Origin of the sequence: Gordonia soli NBRC 108243 (assembly GCF_000334455.1) — a bacterium.
In the GTDB taxonomy this organism is placed as follows: domain Bacteria; phylum Actinomycetota; class Actinomycetes; order Mycobacteriales; family Mycobacteriaceae; genus Gordonia; species Gordonia soli.
Genome location: NZ_BANX01000023.1, coordinates 144,130 through 162,109, shown reverse-complemented (window position 1 = coordinate 162,109; position 17,980 = coordinate 144,130). Strand labels below are relative to the sequence as shown.

General features: G+C 67.0%; 18 protein-coding genes. 5 read left to right on the top strand and 13 right to left on the bottom strand.

Going from position 1 to position 17,980, the window contains the following annotated elements; genetic code table 11:
- Positions 1-48: 48 nt before the first annotated feature.
- The gene (locus GS4_RS15860) at positions 49-825 is read right to left on the bottom strand and encodes a hypothetical protein (protein WP_007622320.1); all 777 of its coding nucleotides are present in this window, start codon (positions 823-825) and stop codon (positions 49-51) included.
- A 111-nt stretch (positions 826-936) separates the two neighbouring features.
- On the opposite strand from GS4_RS15860, the gene GS4_RS25645 reads away from it, so the two are divergent.
- On the top strand, positions 937-2,481 hold the full coding sequence (locus tag GS4_RS25645; protein WP_007622316.1) for a hypothetical protein: 1,545 nt from the start codon (positions 937-939) through the stop codon (positions 2,479-2,481).
- A 112-nt stretch (positions 2,482-2,593) separates the two neighbouring features.
- On the opposite strand, the gene eccB is transcribed toward GS4_RS25645, so the two are convergent.
- Positions 2,594-4,072 carry a type VII secretion protein EccB gene (eccB, locus tag GS4_RS15850; protein WP_007622314.1) on the bottom strand — a complete coding sequence of 493 codons (1,479 nt, stop codon included), beginning with the start codon at positions 4,070-4,072 and terminating at the stop codon, positions 2,594-2,596.
- Between the two features lie 87 nt (positions 4,073-4,159).
- Between eccB and eccE the strand changes: the two genes are divergently transcribed.
- The gene (gene eccE / locus GS4_RS15845) at positions 4,160-5,860 is read left to right on the top strand and encodes a type VII secretion protein EccE (RefSeq protein ID WP_040510766.1); all 1,701 of its coding nucleotides are present in this window, start codon (positions 4,160-4,162) and stop codon (positions 5,858-5,860) included.
- A 119-nt stretch (positions 5,861-5,979) separates the two neighbouring features.
- Here the strand turns inward: eccE and GS4_RS15840 are convergent, their stop codons facing one another.
- The 9 genes from GS4_RS15840 to GS4_RS15800 form a co-directional block, all read right to left on the bottom strand.
- Positions 5,980-6,276 carry a WXG100 family type VII secretion target gene (locus tag GS4_RS15840; RefSeq protein ID WP_007622310.1) on the bottom strand — a complete coding sequence of 99 codons (297 nt, stop codon included), beginning with the start codon at positions 6,274-6,276 and terminating at the stop codon, positions 5,980-5,982.
- Positions 6,277-6,304: 28 nt separating this feature from the next.
- Positions 6,305-6,640, bottom strand: a complete 336-nt coding sequence (locus GS4_RS15835; protein ID WP_007622308.1) for a WXG100 family type VII secretion target — start codon at positions 6,638-6,640, stop codon at positions 6,305-6,307.
- Positions 6,641-6,720: 80 nt separating this feature from the next.
- Positions 6,721-7,515: an ESX secretion-associated protein EspG gene (locus GS4_RS15830; protein ID WP_245555702.1), complete on the bottom strand. Its 795-nt coding sequence runs from the start codon at positions 7,513-7,515 to the stop codon at positions 6,721-6,723.
- Between the two features lie 11 nt (positions 7,516-7,526).
- Entirely contained in the window at positions 7,527-8,624 is a 1,098-nt protein-coding gene (locus GS4_RS15825; RefSeq protein ID WP_007622305.1) for a PPE domain-containing protein, read from the bottom strand.
- A 35-nt stretch (positions 8,625-8,659) separates the two neighbouring features.
- Complete coding sequence (locus GS4_RS15820; RefSeq protein WP_007622303.1) at positions 8,660-8,965, bottom strand: PE family protein; 306 nt, start codon at positions 8,963-8,965, stop codon at positions 8,660-8,662.
- Positions 8,966-9,049: 84 nt separating this feature from the next.
- Positions 9,050-10,423 carry a hypothetical protein gene (locus GS4_RS25935; RefSeq protein WP_040510704.1) on the bottom strand — a complete coding sequence of 458 codons (1,374 nt, stop codon included), beginning with the start codon at positions 10,421-10,423 and terminating at the stop codon, positions 9,050-9,052.
- 29 nt (positions 10,424-10,452) lie between these two features.
- The gene (locus GS4_RS15810; RefSeq protein WP_007622297.1) at positions 10,453-10,770 is read right to left on the bottom strand and encodes a hypothetical protein; all 318 of its coding nucleotides are present in this window, start codon (positions 10,768-10,770) and stop codon (positions 10,453-10,455) included.
- Positions 10,771-10,937: 167 nt separating this feature from the next.
- On the bottom strand, positions 10,938-11,282 hold the full coding sequence (locus tag GS4_RS15805) for a YbaB/EbfC family nucleoid-associated protein (protein WP_051989742.1): 345 nt from the start codon (positions 11,280-11,282) through the stop codon (positions 10,938-10,940).
- Positions 11,283-11,290: 8 nt separating this feature from the next.
- Complete coding sequence (locus tag GS4_RS15800) at positions 11,291-11,605, bottom strand: YbaB/EbfC family nucleoid-associated protein (RefSeq protein WP_007622293.1); 315 nt, start codon at positions 11,603-11,605, stop codon at positions 11,291-11,293.
- Positions 11,606-11,784: 179 nt separating this feature from the next.
- On the opposite strand from GS4_RS15800, the gene GS4_RS25975 reads away from it, so the two are divergent.
- Positions 11,785-13,494: a MinD/ParA family ATP-binding protein gene (locus GS4_RS25975; RefSeq protein WP_007622291.1), complete on the top strand. Its 1,710-nt coding sequence runs from the start codon at positions 11,785-11,787 to the stop codon at positions 13,492-13,494.
- Positions 13,495-13,502: 8 nt separating this feature from the next.
- On the top strand, positions 13,503-15,275 hold the full coding sequence (gene eccA, locus GS4_RS15790) for a type VII secretion AAA-ATPase EccA (protein ID WP_007622289.1): 1,773 nt from the start codon (positions 13,503-13,505) through the stop codon (positions 15,273-15,275).
- A 53-nt stretch (positions 15,276-15,328) separates the two neighbouring features.
- Here the strand turns inward: eccA and GS4_RS15785 are convergent, their stop codons facing one another.
- The gene (locus GS4_RS15785) at positions 15,329-15,637 is read right to left on the bottom strand and encodes a WXG100 family type VII secretion target (RefSeq protein WP_007622287.1); all 309 of its coding nucleotides are present in this window, start codon (positions 15,635-15,637) and stop codon (positions 15,329-15,331) included.
- Between the two features lie 143 nt (positions 15,638-15,780).
- Here GS4_RS15785 and GS4_RS24845 point away from each other — a divergent pair, with 143 nt between their 5' ends.
- The gene (locus GS4_RS24845; RefSeq protein ID WP_157226641.1) at positions 15,781-17,013 is read left to right on the top strand and encodes a hypothetical protein; all 1,233 of its coding nucleotides are present in this window, start codon (positions 15,781-15,783) and stop codon (positions 17,011-17,013) included.
- Here the strand turns inward: GS4_RS24845 and GS4_RS15775 are convergent.
- A complete protein-coding gene (locus GS4_RS15775; RefSeq protein WP_157226640.1) occupies positions 17,001-17,912 on the bottom strand; it encodes a type 1 glutamine amidotransferase family protein in 912 nt (303 codons plus the stop codon). The two genes, GS4_RS24845 and GS4_RS15775, sit on opposite strands and share 13 nt — an antisense overlap.
- Positions 17,913-17,980 lie beyond the last annotated feature (68 nt).

The window sequence follows — 17,980 nt, the reverse complement described above, 5'->3', positions numbered from 1 at the left end:
TACCAGACGAGGATCGGTCGGGTGGGCGTGGCGGTCGACTCCGTGACGTCATCCACCGCGTCGTTGTCGAATCGCTTGAACCCGCTCGCCGATCATCGCGTCGATCAGACGCTTCAGTTCAGCGTCATCCACGGCGGTCATGCCTTGTCCTGTCAACACATATCGTCCGTGCTCGGCGAAATCGGCCCACAACAGGCGCGGAACACCTACGTCGAGGTGGCGTTCGGCGTCTCGACCGTCACGCACCTGCAGGAACCCCGAATGCAGTCCACGCGCGCCGTCCAGGGGAGACCTCCACGGGGGCGGCGACGGTGTGTCGTCGAGCACCGACCGCGATCTCGGGTCGACGGACGGTGGATTCACGTCCGCCAACGGCTTGCTCACGGCGACTTTCGGCAGCACGTCCACGATTGCACGACCCAGGTCCACGGCCTGCATCTGCCGAACCGTGATGTCGCTCGACTCGTCAGCAGACTCGTCGTACCGCTGAGTGGCAAGGAACCCGAAATCGTTCCGCCGCACAGCGTTGATGAGTAGGCCGGATTGGTTGTCTCCTGCCGGGTTCACATCGATGACCATCGCTTCGACCCGCAGGTCAGGCAGGATCGAAGTTCTGGCCCACTCCTCGAATACCAACGGCGGGAACGACTCGAAGCGATTCCTGATGTCGATTCGGCGGCGCTGCAGGGACTCGGTGGACACCCTGCGAGCAAGCGCCTCCAGCGGGTACGGCATCCACGGCTGCCCCCACATCTCGCAGAAGACCGAGACCTGTTGGGCTGTCACCGTGCCCAGTACGTCTGCGCGCCATCTCGAGTCGTTCATCGCGATTCACCTTCTCGAACGATCCCGGCCTACGGAAGTTGAAGTACTCTAACCTGCGAGCGAACTCTGTCCCGAAGACCAATATAAGCGACTCGCCCGGGGGGAAATGACGTGAGCGGTGGCGACGACATCAGCAGCGACGAGGCCGTCGCACAGAATCCGTTCAACCCTGAGCGCAGGGACCCACCACGGCGCACCCCTCAACAGATCCCGCAGGGGGTCAACCTCGACGATGGTCGCGTCCTCGATGTGCTCGATCCATGGGACGGCAAGAAGTGGTTCTGGATCTACGACAACTCGCTGGCCCTCGATCCGGGAAATGTCGGCGCTGTCGGCGAGGCGTGGGACACGATCCGGCGCGAGATGGACGCGGGTTTCAAAGGCATGCAGAACGGGATGGCGACCGTCCTGGCAAACCAATGGAGCGGGTCGGGCGCAGCGGCTGCGGATCAGGTGACCAAAGCGTATGTCGCCAAGGGCGAATCGCTGAACGCAGCGATAAGCACGATGAAGTCGAATCTTGCAGGTCTGTCGAGCACACTCGACAGCACCAAGTTCAGCCTGCCGACGCCGGAGGAAGTCCGCAAGTACGTCGAGGACATCATGAACAACCAGGACATCGACGGGACAGCATCCAACAAGCACGTGACCGTTACGTTGAACGGCGAGCACGGCAAGAACGGGCTCACCTGGCAGGTGGACACACGGACCGGGACACGCGCCGGGGTCTACTCGAGCGTGGACAGCAGTGAGGCGACACGAACGTTCTACGAGGGCATCTTCACGGCGGCAGAGAAAGCGGCTGATGAGCGGACCCAAGGCGTGATGAAGCAGACGTTCGACCCTGGCATCCAAGAGTCGGACCGGAACGTGCCGTTCTTCGTCGGTGCCAACGATCCAGCGCCGTCACTCCCACCCGGCGCTCCCGGTGGCGCCGGTCCGGGAGGTGGCGGAGGCGGCGGTGGCGCTCCCGGCGGCGGTGGCGGAGGTTCGTTCGGTGGGGCCAGCGGCGGCAGCGGCGCGGGAAAGGTCCCCGACATCGGCCAGTTCGCGGCGATGCCGGTGAAGGCCGGCGGTCAGTCGGCGGGCGGTGGCAGCAACCCCCTCGGCAACGCCGCATCGCAAGGCATGCAGCAGGTGTCAGGCCTCGGCCAGAGTGCGCTCTCGCAAGCGCAGAATGCCGCCAAGCAGGCCCAGAAGTCGATCACCGACGCGCAGAAGCGTGCACTGAGCAACAAGCCGGCCGGCCTCACGTCACTCCAGAAGGCAGTCGAGGACGCCAAGAAGAAAGCAGGCAACCTCGGTAAGGGTGGCGGCGGCGGAGGTGCAGGCGGGGGCGCCAAGGGTGGCGGCGGAGGCGGCGCGAGCGGTGGTTCCTCCCCACTCGGCGCCCGGGCCACCGAGTCCCTCGCCGGTCGCGAGACCTCGCTTGCCAAGGGCCTCAAGGAGGCCGGCGCACTGGAGCGCGCGATGGCCGGTCGTGGCGCTTCGGCGTCGTCGGGCATGCCGATGGGTGGCGGCGGCGCCGGCGGTGGACGCGGGGCCGGTGGCGAGGACAAGGAGCACAAGGCCAACAAGTTCCTGCAGACCACACGGAACGGTGAGGCGATCCTGGGCGTCCCGGTCAAGGCGGCGCCGGTCGTCATCAAGGAGTGACCCCGATCGTTGCACGTCACGATCAGCCGACCGCCTCGCGGCGATACCGCGACCTCATCTCCTTCCCGCGACCTCGACTGAGGTCGCGTCTTCGAGATGACGTCGCGTGAGATCAGCCGCCGGGTTGCTCCACCTGGATCACCGCACCCCGCTGATCCGACACCACCGAATCCCGCTCGACCAATGCATTGTGCTGTGAGAGTTCGGGTCCGGTGGGCAACAGGCCGACGATCGGCCACGGCGCGACCTGCGGCGACTCCCCCAGACCCAGCGCCTTGCCGGTCGAGGGATCGATGACGGCGTAGCGCACCCCCGCATCGCTGATGTACATCAGTGATGCCCGCCTCGGCGACGACGGATCACTACCCGTCGTGGTCACGTAGCTGCCGCTGCTCGGGGGGATGTACGCCTCGTCGACGCCCGGCCCGGAGCCGTCGCTGGTCGCGAGCGCGACCGGCTCCCGGTCATCGGGTAGCGGCAAAGCGGTCCCGGCCAGTACACGCAGCTTCGCCGGCTCGTTCTCCGCGCCCTTGTCCCACGCCAGACAGCCGACCGGTGCCGATTGCTGGCCGATGATCGTCGGGGCCACCGCCGGGAAATCGCGGACCGGAAGCACATCTCGCTGCGCGATGTCGTTGATGACGGCAGGCGCGACCGACCGTGTCTCGCCGCCCCCCGCCGTGTCCGAGTACCGGATCACGTCGGCCGCCAACTGGGTCACCGGCTGTATTCCGTCGCGCAGCACCACGTACAAGGTCGGGGCCGAATCGCCCACTCCCGGAACCTGGATGATCGATCCGATGGCGCCGAGTCCGGTTGTCGAGGTCGCACCGCGGCCGCTGATCTCCGGGGTCGTCAGCTCGTCCGCCTCAGGGAACGCGTTGAGCATTCCGGTACTCACCGGCCGCTCGTCGGCCTCTGAGAGTCCCAGCGCGCGGGTGACGGCCACATCGTCGGTGTCGACCAGGTACCGCCGTCCGTCGTCCAGCAGGTAGGTGGATTCACCACTGCGCACCAGGAGCCCCTCGGCCGCAGACAGCGCGCGGCTGCCGGTTCCGGTGTCCGGTTCGGTCGCCGACACCGCGGTCCGGACGCCACCCGCCAGCGAGCTGGAGCCGCTGGTGACCACCACCGTGTCACAGACCGTCCAGTACGAGTGGCCCGAGTCGGCTGGGCCCGGGAGACTCTGGGGCGCACCCGGAATGCCGACGAGCGGTCCGCGCTTGTACGACGAGAGCTTGCCGTCCGAGACCGATGTCGGCTTCTCGGGGCTGCCGATGATGAGGCGGGCGGATGCCAGATTCAGGACGGGGTGGAGGGTGTCGTCGATGAGCACGAACAGCCCACCGGAATCCTTGCCGACGATGATGTGGCCGTCACCGACCGACCCTGCGGGCTTGATCAGTCCGTAGACGGCGCATCCGCCCGTCAGCAAGAGCGACAGGGCGATTCCGACGATCACTGCGCGGAAGTGCGATCGCATCGGATCATGCAGCATCCGGACGTCGCGACGCATCAGCGCGTGCTCGAGTCGGCGCAACAGGAAGCGGTAGCCACTGACCTGCTGGCGAGTAGTCAACTGGGCCGGCACCACGACCTCCCCTCAGCCCGTGTCCTCGTGGTGCACGGTACCGTACTCATGGTCAACGCCGTCGATGCGTACGGGGGGAAACGCGCAGTGACACAGCCGGCAGCATTTCGCGTCCGCACTCCCGACACCTTCTGGGCCAACCGATGGATGCCCGTTCCCGCACTGGTCACCGCGGAGCTCGTGGTCCTCGTTGCCACGGTGGTGGCCGCGGTCTTCGGCAAACCCTGGTGGATCGGCGTCATCGTCGGTGCCGTACTCGCGGTCCCAGCGCTTGCGCGCCGGTCCGGAATGTCATTCGTTCGACTGACAGGCGCGCGAACCGGATATCTGCTTCGCAGGCTCCGCACACCGGAACTCGTGTTCGAGCCACCGTTCGACGTCCCCCTCGCCGAAGGTGGCAGTTGCGGCCTGCGATGGGATGGCGACCGCGTCATCACGATGATCCGGATCGAGTCGAATCCGCGTGCACTGACGCGATTCGCCCCCGGCCGGACCATCACCGACGACGTCGTCCCACTCGATCTGATCGCCGAATGCCTGCATCAGTTCGACATCGCGTTGGAGTCGGCCGACATCGTCAGTCACGGGTCGCGTGCGTACGGCACCAGCAACATCGCGCGCATCTACGGCAACATCCTGGGGCCACTACCGGCGACTGCGTTCCGTTCGGTGACAGTCGTTCTCCGCCTCGATCCGCTCGCCAACGCCGACGCCATCGAGCGGCGCGGCAGCGGGTCGACAGGCGTCATCAAGACCGCGGTGGTCGCCACCCGTCGGATCGCCAACCGACTGTCGGCCAAGGGGCATGCCGCCACCATCCTGACTGCGGCGGAGATCAACTCCGTGTTCGGTTCGTTGATGGAGGGCACCCAGCCCGGATCTCTCGCGGAGTCGTGGGATCACGTGGACGCGGGTCCGACGACCGCCCGGGTGTTCCGTCTCGATGCCGCGGCGCTCGCCGAGCCGGGACTGGGCGCACCATGGACGGTCCCGAGTCTGAGTACCTCGCTGACTCTCCACATCCGGCCTGCAGCAGGCGATACCGAAGACGTACACGTGAGCGGCCTCGCCCGTTTCACCACACTGTCGACCGACGAGGTGCCCGTACCGGACGGCTTCCATCCGTGCAACGGCCGCCAACTGGATGCTTTCCTCGCGGGCCTGCCGTTGGCCGACCCGTTCGCCGACCGAGCTTTCCTGGAGTACCTCACCGACCGTGATTCGTTGGCCACTCTGGCACTTCCGGCTGCAGGCTGTGGTCAGCTGATCGGTGCCGACGATCAAGGCCGGGCGGTGGCGCTCTCTCTGGTGGGATCCAACGTCCGAACGGTCGAGATCGCCGGGACACTGCATCTCTCCCAGCAGGTGGTGCTCCGGGCGATCGCGCTCGGGGCACGAGTGATGGTCTACACGGACCGTCCTGCGCACTGGATGCCGATGGCCCATTCGATCGGCGATCCCCAGGTGCTGTCGGTCGCCGGCGCAGCAGCGGGGTCCCAGATCGCCGGTAGACGCCAAGGCTATTCGGTACTGGTACACGACGGCGTCGCCAGTGAAGGTGTCAGCGCGGAGGTCACGATCATCACGGTCACCGCGGCAGGCCTGGCCACCACCCCGGGCGCCGACGTCTCCTTGATCCAGAACGCCGACGCCGGCCCGAGGGTCACGGTGCGCAGCGGCAGCGAGACCGATCAGATCGTGATGGTCGCGACCGAGGACGAGATGCAGTACATCGGTGCGTCTCTCAACGCTCCGGACCGTGTGCTCCGCGTCGCCCGCCGGCGCTGACACGCGGGCGCTGCAGGGTCAGCGTCTGTCCCAACCGCTCGTCACCATCACCCCGAGACGACGATGCGCCCGCCGACCTCGTGGTCGGCGGGCGCACCGGGCGTGACGAGACCTGTCGATCAGGCCGACTGGATGGCGTTGGCGTTCTGGCCATCCACGGTCTGCATGTGGTTGCCACCGTCACGGACGGCGGTGGCGATGCGGTGCAGGATGTCCTGGGTGTCGGACATCTCCGACTTCCATGCGGCGATCTTCGCGTCGTACGCCGCCTGAGCACCACCGGTGAAGGTGCCGCTCAGCTGCTTGACCGCGGACTCCAGGGTCTCGGTCTGGGTGATGAGGTTCTTGCCGTTCTGCTCGAGCGCATCGGCGAGCGCTGCGATCTGGGCGAAGCCGTACTGAATCGGTGCAGACATGTCGACGTCCTTTCTGGTTGGTGCGAGATCAGAGGTTCAGGCCACCGGCGTGGATGCCGGCGAAGCTGCTCGCGATGTCCTGGTTGGCCGAGTCCGAGCCCTTGAACACGGTGCCGCTCAGCGTCTCCCCGAGTTCGTTGAGCTTCTGATTGAGGCGGGTCGCCTCGCTGTCCCACTCGACCGAGGTGGAGTGGAACGAGGAGAACGCATCGCCCTTCCAGGACGCCTTGGCGGTCTCGACCTCGTTGGTGATGGTCCGGAGCGTCGACCGCAGCGAGTCGATGATCTCCGAGACCGTGTCGGTGTGCTTGTAACCGGCATCGAGATCGAGTTCGAAGTTGCTGCCGCCACCTGCATCTGACATCTTCATTCCTCCATCGTTCTAGTTGGTGTCTCCAGCCGCGCGACGCGACCGCAGTTGTGTTCCTCTTCCCCCGCCCACGGTCACGGCATCCACCGTCGGTTCGGCAAGGTTTCCACCAGCAGACCGATGGCCTGCTTGATGCGGTGCGCCGAACCTGCAGACAACGTGGTCCACATCTGCCCATCCGGCGACCAACTGGGACTGGCCACCACTCGACCGCGGACGGTCTCGTAGACGGCGACAGAACCAGACGACTGTTGGGTGCGCCCCTCGACGAACTCGGAGGCGACTATCTCGGCATAACCGTGACGCTCGGCGAATGCTGCGCCGTAGACGACCGCCTCCCGGCGATCGACACCGATCGCCGACAAGGTGTCGGCGAACTCTCCAGCGTCGGTGCAACTGTCGAGACGAGAGGCGAGTTCTGCGGTCGGCGCGCTCACCGCACCGACGTCCGCAGGTTCAGCCGGACCGAGACACGCGGCGATGCGCGCGGCCAGCGTTGCGGTGCCGTCGATCGAGACCGTCTCGATGGTGATCGACTCGTCCTTCCGGAGCACCAGAACATGGTCGAGTCCGCGTCGCGTGAGTGAGACCCGACGGATGCCATCCGCCCCGAAGATGCGTGCTTCACACTGGGATTCAGGATCGGCGACCGTGCGGACCGCCAGGGTCAGCGCATCGTCGACCGCGCCGTGGCGAACGAGTCCGGCGGCAGCGAGTTCCTGTTCGGCCCGGGTCGCGGCCGCATGATGGGCCTCGACGGTGTCGTGTCGGGCACGGAGATCCAGGACCGCCGGCCAGGTCTGGACGTCGAGCAACTCCCCGACCCGCCACAATGCGTCCACCGACAGTGCTGCTCGGACATCGGACATGGTGCCGTACATCATGATCCGCCGTCCCGGTCTGGAGCACCGAGCACAGCCGGGACGACGCGGTCGGCGTCGAGGTTGAGCACACCCTCGCCGGCGAGCATGGCCGGTTCGCCCGGAGTGGAGCCGTAACGACCCGCCACGTCGGCCCAGGTGACCTCGGAGTCCTGCTGACCGGCCTCCACCCATCCTGCGGGGAGGTTCACGTCACTGGCCGACGCTCCACTCGCCGTCGGCTCGGTGCGCCGGCGAGGCGCCTCGTCGTCACCATGCGCCCCCGCGGCGGCTCCGGCCGCGCCTGCGGCCGGTGCCATCGGGATGGTCGTCGACGGTCGCGTCGGCTCGACTACTCCGTTGCTGACCACCGAGGGCTGTTGTGACACACCGGCGAGGCCGGTGGTCGCGTACTTCGACTTCTCACGCGGCGCCACAGCGCCGCCGAAACCGCCGAGCCCGGTCATCGGGACCATTCCCGCCGATGCACCGGTGGAACCGCCGGGCTTGGCAGCAGCCTTCTCCGCTGCTTCCTTCGCTGCTGCCTCCTCCGCGCGCAGTGCGGCCGGCGAGACGATCTTCGGTGGAGCAGCGTGCTTCCACGGCGTCGACACCGGCGTGGTGGCCCGCTCGTAACTCTCCATCACCCGAGAGGCTCGCTGCATCTGATCCTGCTGCGCGCGTTCGGTGTTGGCGGCCGCCGCGACGAGCGGCGAACCGGCGGCGATGTGCACCTTCGACAGCGCCTCGCTCACATCCTTGGTCGCCTGGATCTCAATCGGATTGGGCATCGCGGTCAGCGCAACCGTGGTCGCCGCCGCCTGCTGTTCGGCGCGTGCCGCAGTCTGCACGGCGTGACCGGCGGCATCGGCGAACCAGGGCACCAGCTGGGTGAGCTTCTCGAACGCGTGGTTGTAGGTCGGCGAGTCCCAGTGCACACCCAGGCCGGCCAGGATCTTGCCGTACTCGACACCGACCTCGGCGATCTCGGCGGCCACAGTGCCCCAGGCCAAACCACTCTCGGCCAGTTGCACGGGCCCCCGGCCGTCATGCAGGTCATGCGCGAGCCGCTCAGCGGTTCGCGCCTCCCAGATGACACCGGTGAAACCGACGATCATGTCCTACTCCCCAACCCGTTCGTCCGGCTGCGTCCTCAGGCGAGGAACGTCTCCGTGTTCGAATCCTCGGCGCGCCCGTAGTTGGCGGCCTGCAGGCGCAGCACCGCCGCGATCTTGCGCAGTTCCTGCGCCGCCTGGCCGCCGTCGGCGGTGAAGTCGCCGGCGACTGCATTGAAGCTGTCCGCAGCCCGCACCGACACCTCATCGGTGCCCGAGGCGGTCACCGTGAGATTGTGCGACTGGTTGGCCAGGGTCGTCTCGAGCCGATGTGCCAGTGCATCGAGTTTAGCTGCCGACGAACGCAGTTCGCCCGGTTCGACCGATAGCTGGTTCTCACTCATCGTCGTGCCCTCCGTGGTGTCGTTGACGTCGATCGTTTCGTGTCGTGGCCGTCGTGTCACGCTGTTGTCCGCCGAACGGATGAGTCAGAGCCGCAGGTCCACGTCCGGTGGATCGCCATCCGACGTCACCCGTGTGTCCTCGCCGAGAACGGCCGGAGCCGTCCCCGGCATCTCCCCGACGACTTCGCTTCCGTGGTCGGCGGTGACCAGGAAGTCCGGTGATCCGTGTCCGTCGTCGATGCCGGCACCACGCGCGGCCCCGGCAGCTCCGGCGGCTCCCGCGCCCATCGGCATCATGCCGCCACTCGACGTCGAGGTCGCGCGTCCACCGTTTCCGGAGGACTGCGGCGACGAAGCGGACGTGGGTTCCGCCGAGGCCACATTGAGACCTGCGACCGCAGATCGTGGTTGCAACGGAGTCGACGAGCCGCCGAAACCTCCGCCTCCACCGCCGCCGGCTCCTCCGCCGCCACCGCCCTTGGCGCCGCCGCCACCACTGTGTTTGGCGTCGCCCTTGCCGCCGTGCGCGCCTCCGTGAGCGCCGGGGCCGATCGCAGGCGAATCCTTCGAGCCGTGATGTGCGCCCGGCGTGTTGCCGGCAGCCGCGGTGAGCTGCTTGGTCATCGTCCCCATCATCGAGAGCCCCTGCCCGGCAAAGCTGCTGAGCGGCTGGCCGACTGCCTGCAGGACCTGCGTGGCGACACCGAACGGCGACGGACTGGTCGGCGCGCCCGTGATCGGGATCTGTTGACCGTTGACACCTTGCTTCACCGTCTCCGGCGCGAGGGCGGCCTTGGTGTCGGTGATCACCGTGATCGCCTCCGCCAATGCGGTTGTCGCGGCAGCGATCAGGGCGCCTTGCCCGATGGGGGTCCAGATGCCGGCCATGGCGGCACTGGCCGACGCGATGAACTTGGCGATCACCGCTTCCATTGCGGTATTACCGGTCATCACCACGCCCGCACCGATCTGGGTGTTGAGTGCGATGTCGGCGGACTTCGCACCGACTGCCGCCCCCTCGGCCGCGACCGTCGTCGACTTCGCCGTGTTCGCAGTCGCTGCCTGGCCCTGCCACATCTGGTCCGCGGCGCTGAGCGCACCTGTGGCCATCTGGATGCTCATCTGCATGATCTGCGACAGACCGCTGAAGAGTTGGGTGGGATCGAACCCACTCGCCGCGAGGTTGCCGCTGCCCAGCGAATTGGCCAGATCCGCAAGCGGTTTGAACAGATCCTCGATGTTGATTGCCGGAAAAGGCGGCAATCCGGGCATAGGCGGCATCGGCGGTGGCGGCTGCGGCAACGGTGGCAGGTTCATCCGATCCAGCACCTGGCTGACCGGCGTGTCCAGGATCGGCCCCAGGGGCGAGTTCTGGAGCATGTCGATCAACGATTGGTCGATCGGTGCGGGCACCAGCGAATTGGTGCTCTCGAACGGAGGGCTACCGGATTCAGACATCGGGATGCGCTACGTGCGGAGCGACCACGTCAGAGGTTGAGGCCGATGGCGCCGAACTCGGCCGCGTCGCCGAGGTCGGTTGCGGTGTAGGCAGCGGCGGATCCGTATGCGGCTGCCGCCTGACCGGCGTGCACTGCGGAGACCTGACCCGTCTCGAACAGATTGGTCGACATCGCGATCAAGGTCGCGATCAGATGTTCGGTGCCGAGGGCCCCGAACACAGGGGTCAAGATCCCGGCGACCGCCGCGACATTGATCCCGCCCGCACTTGCGATCTGAGCTGCAACCGCCGCCTCGGTACTTCCGTATGCCGAGATCCCGGCTGCATCTGCAACAACGTTACTCATGAAGCCCCCGTTCGTTCATGGCCTGACCGAACCGAACCGTATCCCACGATTCGACCACATCGCTCGGGCTGTCATTCGAACGAGCGACACGGATTGTCAACCACGGGACGGCTTCGCGATCCCCACGAACCCGGATCACCATCCCGGTGCGTTGCCGAGAGATGACCTTACCCCTCAGCGCCTTCCGCCGCAGAGTGGTTGTGGCCGGTTCCGGGCGGCGCGACCAAGCCGGCGAATTCCTCGGTGAATTCTTGGAGAATTCGTGCGCGCTCGGTGAAGGCTTTCTGACACGCCACATTGGCGGTTGCGATCACCAGTTGCGAGACCTGCTTGCCGGACAACCGGGAGAGCCGATCGGAAAAGGTGAGGTCGACCAGCGCGCCGTTCCCGTCGACCTCGGCCGTGACCTCCCCGTCAGGTGAGGTCTCCGACACCCGAATCCCGCTGAGTCTTTCGTTGACATCGGACAGCTTGTCGAGCTGCCGCCGCGCACGGGCTTCCAGCTCGTCCATCGCCCAACTCATGACGACCTCATCCAGCTGCCGGTCTCGTAGTCGTCCTCGACTTCGCCGACGATCTCCTCGCGCGCGACGTCCTCCGGGGTCGGCAGTCCGAACAGATCGATGACATGCGTGGGAACCCCGTCTGCGACCATCTGCGCGCGTCGTTCCAGACCGGCACGCTGCGCAGCCTGACGGCACAGTTTCAGGACGTCCCTGGCCAGGATCGCGGGATCCCGACGGAGCTGGGAGTCGTCGATAGTCAACGACGTCGGCAGTCCTTGTTCGGTCGTGACCACCTTCAATGCGCCGTCCCTGCTGGCAGCAGTCGTCACCTCGTCCCCCTCCAGCGGTCACCAGTCGGTCGACCGCGATGCTCGCACATCGTTACCGCGCAATGGTAGGTGCGTCGTAGCATCGGGTCCGTCGTTCGACCAGCGGAATCGCCATTGAGCCCCACGTCGGGCACAGTTGTAGGGTCTGGTTCGTAGACAGGGGAGATGCGAGGACAGCCGTGACGTTTGACAAGAACCGATTGCCGGCCACCCCGCCGTGGCTCGCGGGGGGCAATGTCCCGTCGGCGCCGAGTGCAGGTGACGAGCCGGACGAGTCGTCACGGCGCCCGGAACAGGACGAGAGCCGCGCGCCTTCCGAAACCGGGCGTCCCGAAACCGGGCGTCGCCCGCTCCACGTGGTGCCTGGGCGGCCGGACGTCACGTCCCCACCTGACGTCGAGGCCGCACCTCCGTCCGGCGGTCACCGGGCTGCCGAGAACCCGACCGAGCTGATCACCCCCGTCGGCTACCCCGGAGCCGGGGTACCGCCGTCTCCCCTCGGTGGCGCATCCGCCCCGCCGCAGACGCCGGCGGACGAGCAGTCGTCGCCATCGGTCCCGGAGACCGCCGGTCGGCACTCGGACACCGATGACGAGCTCGACACCCCGGCGTCCGGTTTCGCCGACCCGGGTTCGCCCCCGTCGCAACCGGTCCAGGGCCCTCCACCGGGTCAGCCGCCCTATCCGCCGCGCCCGTTCGCACCGCCGCAGTCGCCACCGGGACAGTTCCCGCCCGGGCCGCCGCCGGCCAACTACCCTCCGCCCCAGCAATATCCCGCGCAGCAGTATCCCCCGCAGCAGTACCCACCCCAGGGATACCCGCAGGGCGGTCCGCCGCCGGGTCGCTATCCGGCCCCTGGCCCCCACCCCGGTCAGCGGCCCGACGCTCCCAACCAGCACTTCGGCCCCGGGCCCGGACGTCCTCAGTTCGGCCCACCGGGTTTCGGTCCTCCGCAGCCGGGCAACACACTCGACTCGGCAGCTCTCGTCCGCAAGGCGCGTCGCGCACCGCAGGCGGGCTGGCGCCGCACCGTACATCGCATCTCCGGTGGCGTGATCAACCCGGGCGAGTCGCAGAAGACCGTCTACTACGACGAGCTCGTCCGGCAGTTGAACGCACCGGTCCGCGGCGATTTCCGGATCGCGGTGCTGTCGTTGAAAGGTGGTGTCGGGAAGACCACCACCACAGTCGGTCTCGGCTCCACCTTCGCCGATCTCCGGGGTGATCGGGTGATCGCGGTGGATGCCAATCCCGATCTCGGCACACTCTCGCAACGAGTCCGGTTGCAGACGGCATCGACGGTCCGTGACGTGTTGCTCGACGATTCCATCTTCCGGTATTCCGACATCCGCAGGCACACCTCGCAGGCCACCAGCCGACTCGAAGTCCTCGCCTCCGAGCGTGATCCGGCCACCGCCGAGACCTTCGGCGAGCAGGACTACCGCAGCGTCATGCGAATCCTGCAGCGGTACTACAACATCATCCTCACCGACTGCGGTACCGGTCTGTCCCATTCGGCCATGGACGGCGTTCTCGACCTCGCCCAGTCGTTGATCCTGGTGTCGACGGTCGCACTCGACGGCGCCCGCAGCGCCAGCGCGACGCTGGACTGGCTCGAGGCTCACGGCTACGGCCACCTTGTCTCTCGCGCCGTCGTCGTCCTGACGGCGCCCCGTCGCGGCGGTGCGAACATCGACATCGAGCAGTTGGCACAGCACTTCCTCGCCCGCACCCGCGCGGTCCAGGTGGTTCCGTACGACGACCACCTGGCCGAGGGTGCCGAGGTCGACCTCGCGTTGATGGACCGGCTGACCCGTCGGTCCTTCGTCGAACTCGCCGCGACCGTGGCCGAGGACTTCGCGATCACCACCGACCAGCCGAACCAGTAGAGGCGACGATGGCTGACATCATGCAGGCGCGACGCGTTTTCGATGCCGGCGTGCTCGCCTGGGGCATCCCGGTCGACGGCCAGGAGACGACACGCGACCAGCGGTACGCGTCTCTGGCGTTCAAGCGCGCCACGGAGTTCGCACCCATGATGGCCGACGCGTGGCTCGGCCGCTTGGCGACCGGCGACAACTCGTCCGAGGTGCTGTTCAACATCTACAAATATCGCGACATGCTGTTCACCGAGCAGCGTCGTCTCGGTCTGCCACCGCGCACCCTGTTCGGCCGGGTTCCGACCGGCCTCTACATCGACTACCCCGTCTCCGATCCGGTCGAGGCCGCAGCCGCCTACGCGTGCAGCATGATCGCCGAGGGAGACCACGCCGGCGCGGAGCTGGCGCTGGACTCTGTCGATGCCGCCGGGGTGCCACCGATCGTCGCGTACGCGCGGGGTCTGCTCCACTTCCGGACCAAGCGGTGGCCGGATGTGTTGACCTCCTTGCGATCCACGACCGGCTGGTCGGACGAGTACATGCTCGCAGCGGGCAACGTCATGGTCGGTACCGCCTGCGCCCAGCTCGGCCTGTTCGGAGAGGCCGTCAAACGCCTCGAAGCTGCAGAGGAGGGGCCGATACCCGCGGCGGCCACCGCGGCCATGTACACGCGTGGCCTCTGCCTGCGTGAGATGGGCAAGGAGTCGGAGGCCCGGGCGGTGTTCGAGACCGTCTATTCGCTCCAACCCGACTTCACGGACAACGCAAAGGCGTTGAACGATCCCAAGTTCCGTATCCAGGTGGTGACCCGCGAGGAGATCGACTCGCGGACCGACAAATGGGATCCGGAGTCGGTGCCGAAGACGGCTCCGGTCGACGAGGAGAGCAACACGGCTCTCCTCGACGAGGCACGCGCCGAACTCGCCCAGCAGATCGGCCTCGAGTCGGTCAAGGAGCAGGTCGCCAAGCTCCAGTCGGCGGCAGCGCTCGCCAAGGTCCGCGCCGATCGCGGGCTGTCCAGCGCCGCGCGCAGCCAGCATCTCGCCTTCACCGGGCCGCCCGGTACCGGCAAGACCACCATCGCACGCGTGGTGGCCAAGATCTATTGCGGCCTGGGGATTCTCAAGACCGATGCCGTCGTCGAGGCGAGTCGGCGTGATTTCGTCGGCGAGCACCTCGGCTCGACGGCCATCAAGACCGGCGCTCTCATCGACCGGGCAATGGACGGCGTCCTGTTCGTCGACGAGGCCTACACGCTGATCCAATCCGGACTGTCCGGCGGCGATGCGTTCGGCCGCGAGGCCGTCGACACGTTGCTCGCGCGGATGGAAAACGATCGCGATCGGCTGGTCGTGATCATCGCAGGGTACGACGGCGAGATCGATCGTTTCCTGGCCTCCAACGACGGCCTCGCGTCCCGCTTCTCCAAGCGCGTGCGATTCGATTCGTACGCTCCCGACGAGCTGGCCGCCATCGGGAGACTGATGGCGAAGCGTCGCGATTCGGTGATCTCCGACGCGGCATACGACGCCCTCGTCAGCCGGATGACACCGCTGTACGAATCGACCCAGGCCGATCAGAGCGGTCAGGTGCGGCGGGCGATCGACCTGGCGGGTAACGGACGTTTCATCCGGAACGTGATCGAGTCGGCCGAGGAGGAGCGCGAATACCGGCTCAGCACAGGCGAAGTCGACATCGACGAGCTCGACGAGGAAGCGTTGATGCGGATCGAGGTCGGCGATGTCAACTCAGCACTGGACAATGTTCTCGGCATGCTGCAGCGCCAGTGAAGCGACCGTTGCGGATTCGCATCGGCAGGTGAGCCCTGAGGCGTCCGATCCGTTCAGGCCCGGTAGGTCTGCGAGTTGGCGTCTTCCCGGTTGAAGAAGTTGGTGGCCGCCCCCTCGATCGCGTCTGCGTAGCTCGCCGTGGCCTCGAAGCGGTCCTCGACGCCGTCGAGGTTCTTCTGGGTCTGCTCGTCGTATCCGACGCTGTGTGTGGAACCCGGCTTGTCGGTACCCCACGCCTGTCCCTCGGCGGCCAACGCCGACTGCAACTCGGACTTGATCTCGTCGATCCGATCCGACGCGGATTTGAGGCTTCGCGCACCCGATCGCAGTTGTTCGAAGTTGACGCTCGTCGTACCGGACATGTCTTCCCCTCGACCATCGAAACCGTCATGTACAGACCCCACGCATCGTCCATGATGTTCGCTGCCGGTCCGTTCCGCAACGCGATGTCATCCGACCGGACGACCGGTTGCGTGCCTCGACGCGGCATGGCTAGCCTCACGGCGTGAACCAACCACGTGGTGGGCGAGACGAACGTGCCTTCATGGACCAGTTCAAGCAGGCTTTCGAGCAGGCGAGCGACACCCCTGACGTACCGTTCACCATCGATCCCGCACCGGCTCCCGCGGTTCCGGATCAGTCGGAGCGATTGTCGGCGCTGAACGCGCAGATCGCCCAGCTCCTCGCGCAACGCGCACCCGCAGGATGGCGGCACCTGGGCGCGGTGATCGCGTTGACTCCCACTCATCGGGCCTCCCGGCTCGCCTTCGACGTGGACGGCCAGGCTGTACGTGTCCCGGTTCCCGACGAGGTCTGGCCACTGCTAGCCGAACAGCGCGACATCGCCGCCACCGTCCCGGCCGGTCCGTGGCTGCGCCTGCTCGTCGACCTGACGCCGCAGGGCCAGCTCTCGGTGAGCTATGACTACGGCGACGAACCGTACGGCGAGGAGTTCCTGTTCCCCGCCGAGGCGTATCGCGCCGATCTCCAGCGCTATGGCGATCGCCGCCTCCCGTTGTGGTTGGCGGCCCACACCTTTCAGGAAGGTCGTCAGCTCCGGACCCCGCAGGTCGCGGCAGAGCGCGCACGCATCGACTCGGCGAGAGGAGTGTCGCCCACCTCCGGCGACGACGACTTCCCGCCGCTGCACGATGTGTGGACCCGTTGGGCCGCGATCTCGTCCGTCTTCGTCGCCCTGCAGAGCCCTTCGGGGCCTCGCATCCTGCCTGCGACCGGATGGTTCGAGGGCAACCAGCGCAGCGGCGCGACACTCGTCCGACTGCCCGGCGATCGAGCGATCCTCTCGGGAGGCGTCTGGGATGCACGGGAACTCGCCGACGCCTACCTCTCCGGCGGTTCGCTGCCGGACCTCTATCGTGGCGCGCCGGCGTGGGTCACCAACGTGACCCTGAACAATCGGATCGAGGGTGGTCTCCTCACCTTCTGCTACTGGTACTCCGACGGCCACTGGTTCAAGGGTGACTCACCCCCGTCGGACGAATGCGCTGATGCGGTGCCGGCGTTCTGGGCAGCCGACGTCACCGCCGACGTGATCGCCCGGGTACTGGCGGACAACCCGTCGGAGACGCTGACCGTGACCGCCAACGCCTTTGTATCGGCATGCGAATCCGGGACGGTGACAAGGACTCTGGTCGAGTCCCTGTTCGCGCCGGCCGATCGGTTCGACATCGATTGGGCGCTCAACCAGCTGAGCATGGCCGGCTGCTACCGGGAGTGAGCCCTCCGGCAGAGGTCAGCGAACGCCTGCGGTTGCTCCGGCAGGATGGCCCGTATCCGGGTCGACTCGATCAGCTCACCCGAATGGGTGATGTAGAAGCTGATCCTGTCGAAGTTGGCGCCGAAACCGGATCGGACCGGATTCGTGATGTGCCAGCCGAATTCGAGTGGATCAGCCGACAAGTTCTCCGGCGGGTAGTCGGAGAGATCCAGGGCAGAGCGGGCGAGCCAGTCCCGCACCGCGGCCAACGCAGCCGCCTCGCTGATGCCGTCGACACCCGGGACGTCCACTCCCGGAGCATCACCCAGCACACCCGCAGCGGCCAGGACCGCGATCCCGCGGTCGGAGTCGGCAGCGACTCGGGATACGACGTCACGGAGTCGATAGGGCGTGACGGCACGGGTCTCGCAGCGTCGGACCAATCCGAAGACCGCATCCCGCCCATCCTGATGGTCGGGTTCGCCGATCAACGTGAAGATCTGTTGCGCTGCTTGAGTTGTGGACCACCCCGGTGGCACACTCCCGGCAACCTGACCGTCGGTACACGTCTGACCGAGGTCGTGCCACTCACCGTCCCACGACCAGCACCAGCCGATCCGGCCCCGTCGCAGACGATGGTCGACACCTGCGCGGATCTGGGGCGCGAGGTCGGCTGTGAAGTCTGCCGAATCGCCGGTCGAATGCGGTCCGACGACACCCGAGAAGACACTGACGTGGTCGCCGAGCACCAGGGTGCCACCGACATCGTCGCCGCCGGTGCTCATGCGGTTCCCGGCGATGGCGATCGCCTCGTGGCCCAATGCGGCGGCCACCGCCCCGACAGCAGCCCATCGAGCCCATTGCAGGTAGGGAGCGGGCACCCCGATCAGACGCGGGGTCCCCGACGATCCAGACGTCATGCGGACATAGTACGAAGCCTCGACCACGAGGGCATCCGACTGGATGAGGTCGTAGACTCCAGGCGCAG

What these genes read in the sequence shown, in the direction of transcription:
- eccA (WP_007622289.1), top strand. Translation starts at nt 13,503, where the DNA reads ATGGCTGACATCATGCAGGCGCGACGCGTTTTCGATGCCGGCGTGCTC.
- GS4_RS15820 (WP_007622303.1), bottom strand. Translation starts at nt 8,965, where the DNA reads ATGAGTGAGAACCAGCTATCGGTCGAACCGGGCGAACTGCGTTCGTCG.
- GS4_RS15840 (WP_007622310.1), bottom strand. Translation starts at nt 6,276, where the DNA reads ATGTCTGCACCGATTCAGTACGGCTTCGCCCAGATCGCAGCGCTCGCC.
- GS4_RS15805 (WP_051989742.1), bottom strand. Translation starts at nt 11,282, where the DNA reads ATGGACGAGCTGGAAGCCCGTGCGCGGCGGCAGCTCGACAAGCTGTCC.
- GS4_RS15825 (WP_007622305.1), bottom strand. Translation starts at nt 8,624, where the DNA reads ATGATCGTCGGTTTCACCGGTGTCATCTGGGAGGCGCGAACCGCTGAG.
- GS4_RS15810 (WP_007622297.1), bottom strand. Translation starts at nt 10,770, where the DNA reads ATGAGTAACGTTGTTGCAGATGCAGCCGGGATCTCGGCATACGGAAGT.
- GS4_RS15835 (WP_007622308.1), bottom strand. Translation starts at nt 6,640, where the DNA reads ATGTCAGATGCAGGTGGCGGCAGCAACTTCGAACTCGATCTCGATGCC.
- GS4_RS15830 (WP_245555702.1), bottom strand. Translation starts at nt 7,515, where the DNA reads ATGTCCGATGTCCGAGCAGCACTGTCGGTGGACGCATTGTGGCGGGTC.
- GS4_RS15775 (WP_157226640.1), bottom strand. Translation starts at nt 17,912, where the DNA reads ATGACGTCTGGATCGTCGGGGACCCCGCGTCTGATCGGGGTGCCCGCT.
- GS4_RS25935 (WP_040510704.1), bottom strand. Translation starts at nt 10,423, where the DNA reads ATGTCTGAATCCGGTAGCCCTCCGTTCGAGAGCACCAATTCGCTGGTG.
- GS4_RS15860 (WP_007622320.1), bottom strand. Translation starts at nt 825, where the DNA reads ATGAACGACTCGAGATGGCGCGCAGACGTACTGGGCACGGTGACAGCC.
- GS4_RS15785 (WP_007622287.1), bottom strand. Translation starts at nt 15,637, where the DNA reads ATGTCCGGTACGACGAGCGTCAACTTCGAACAACTGCGATCGGGTGCG.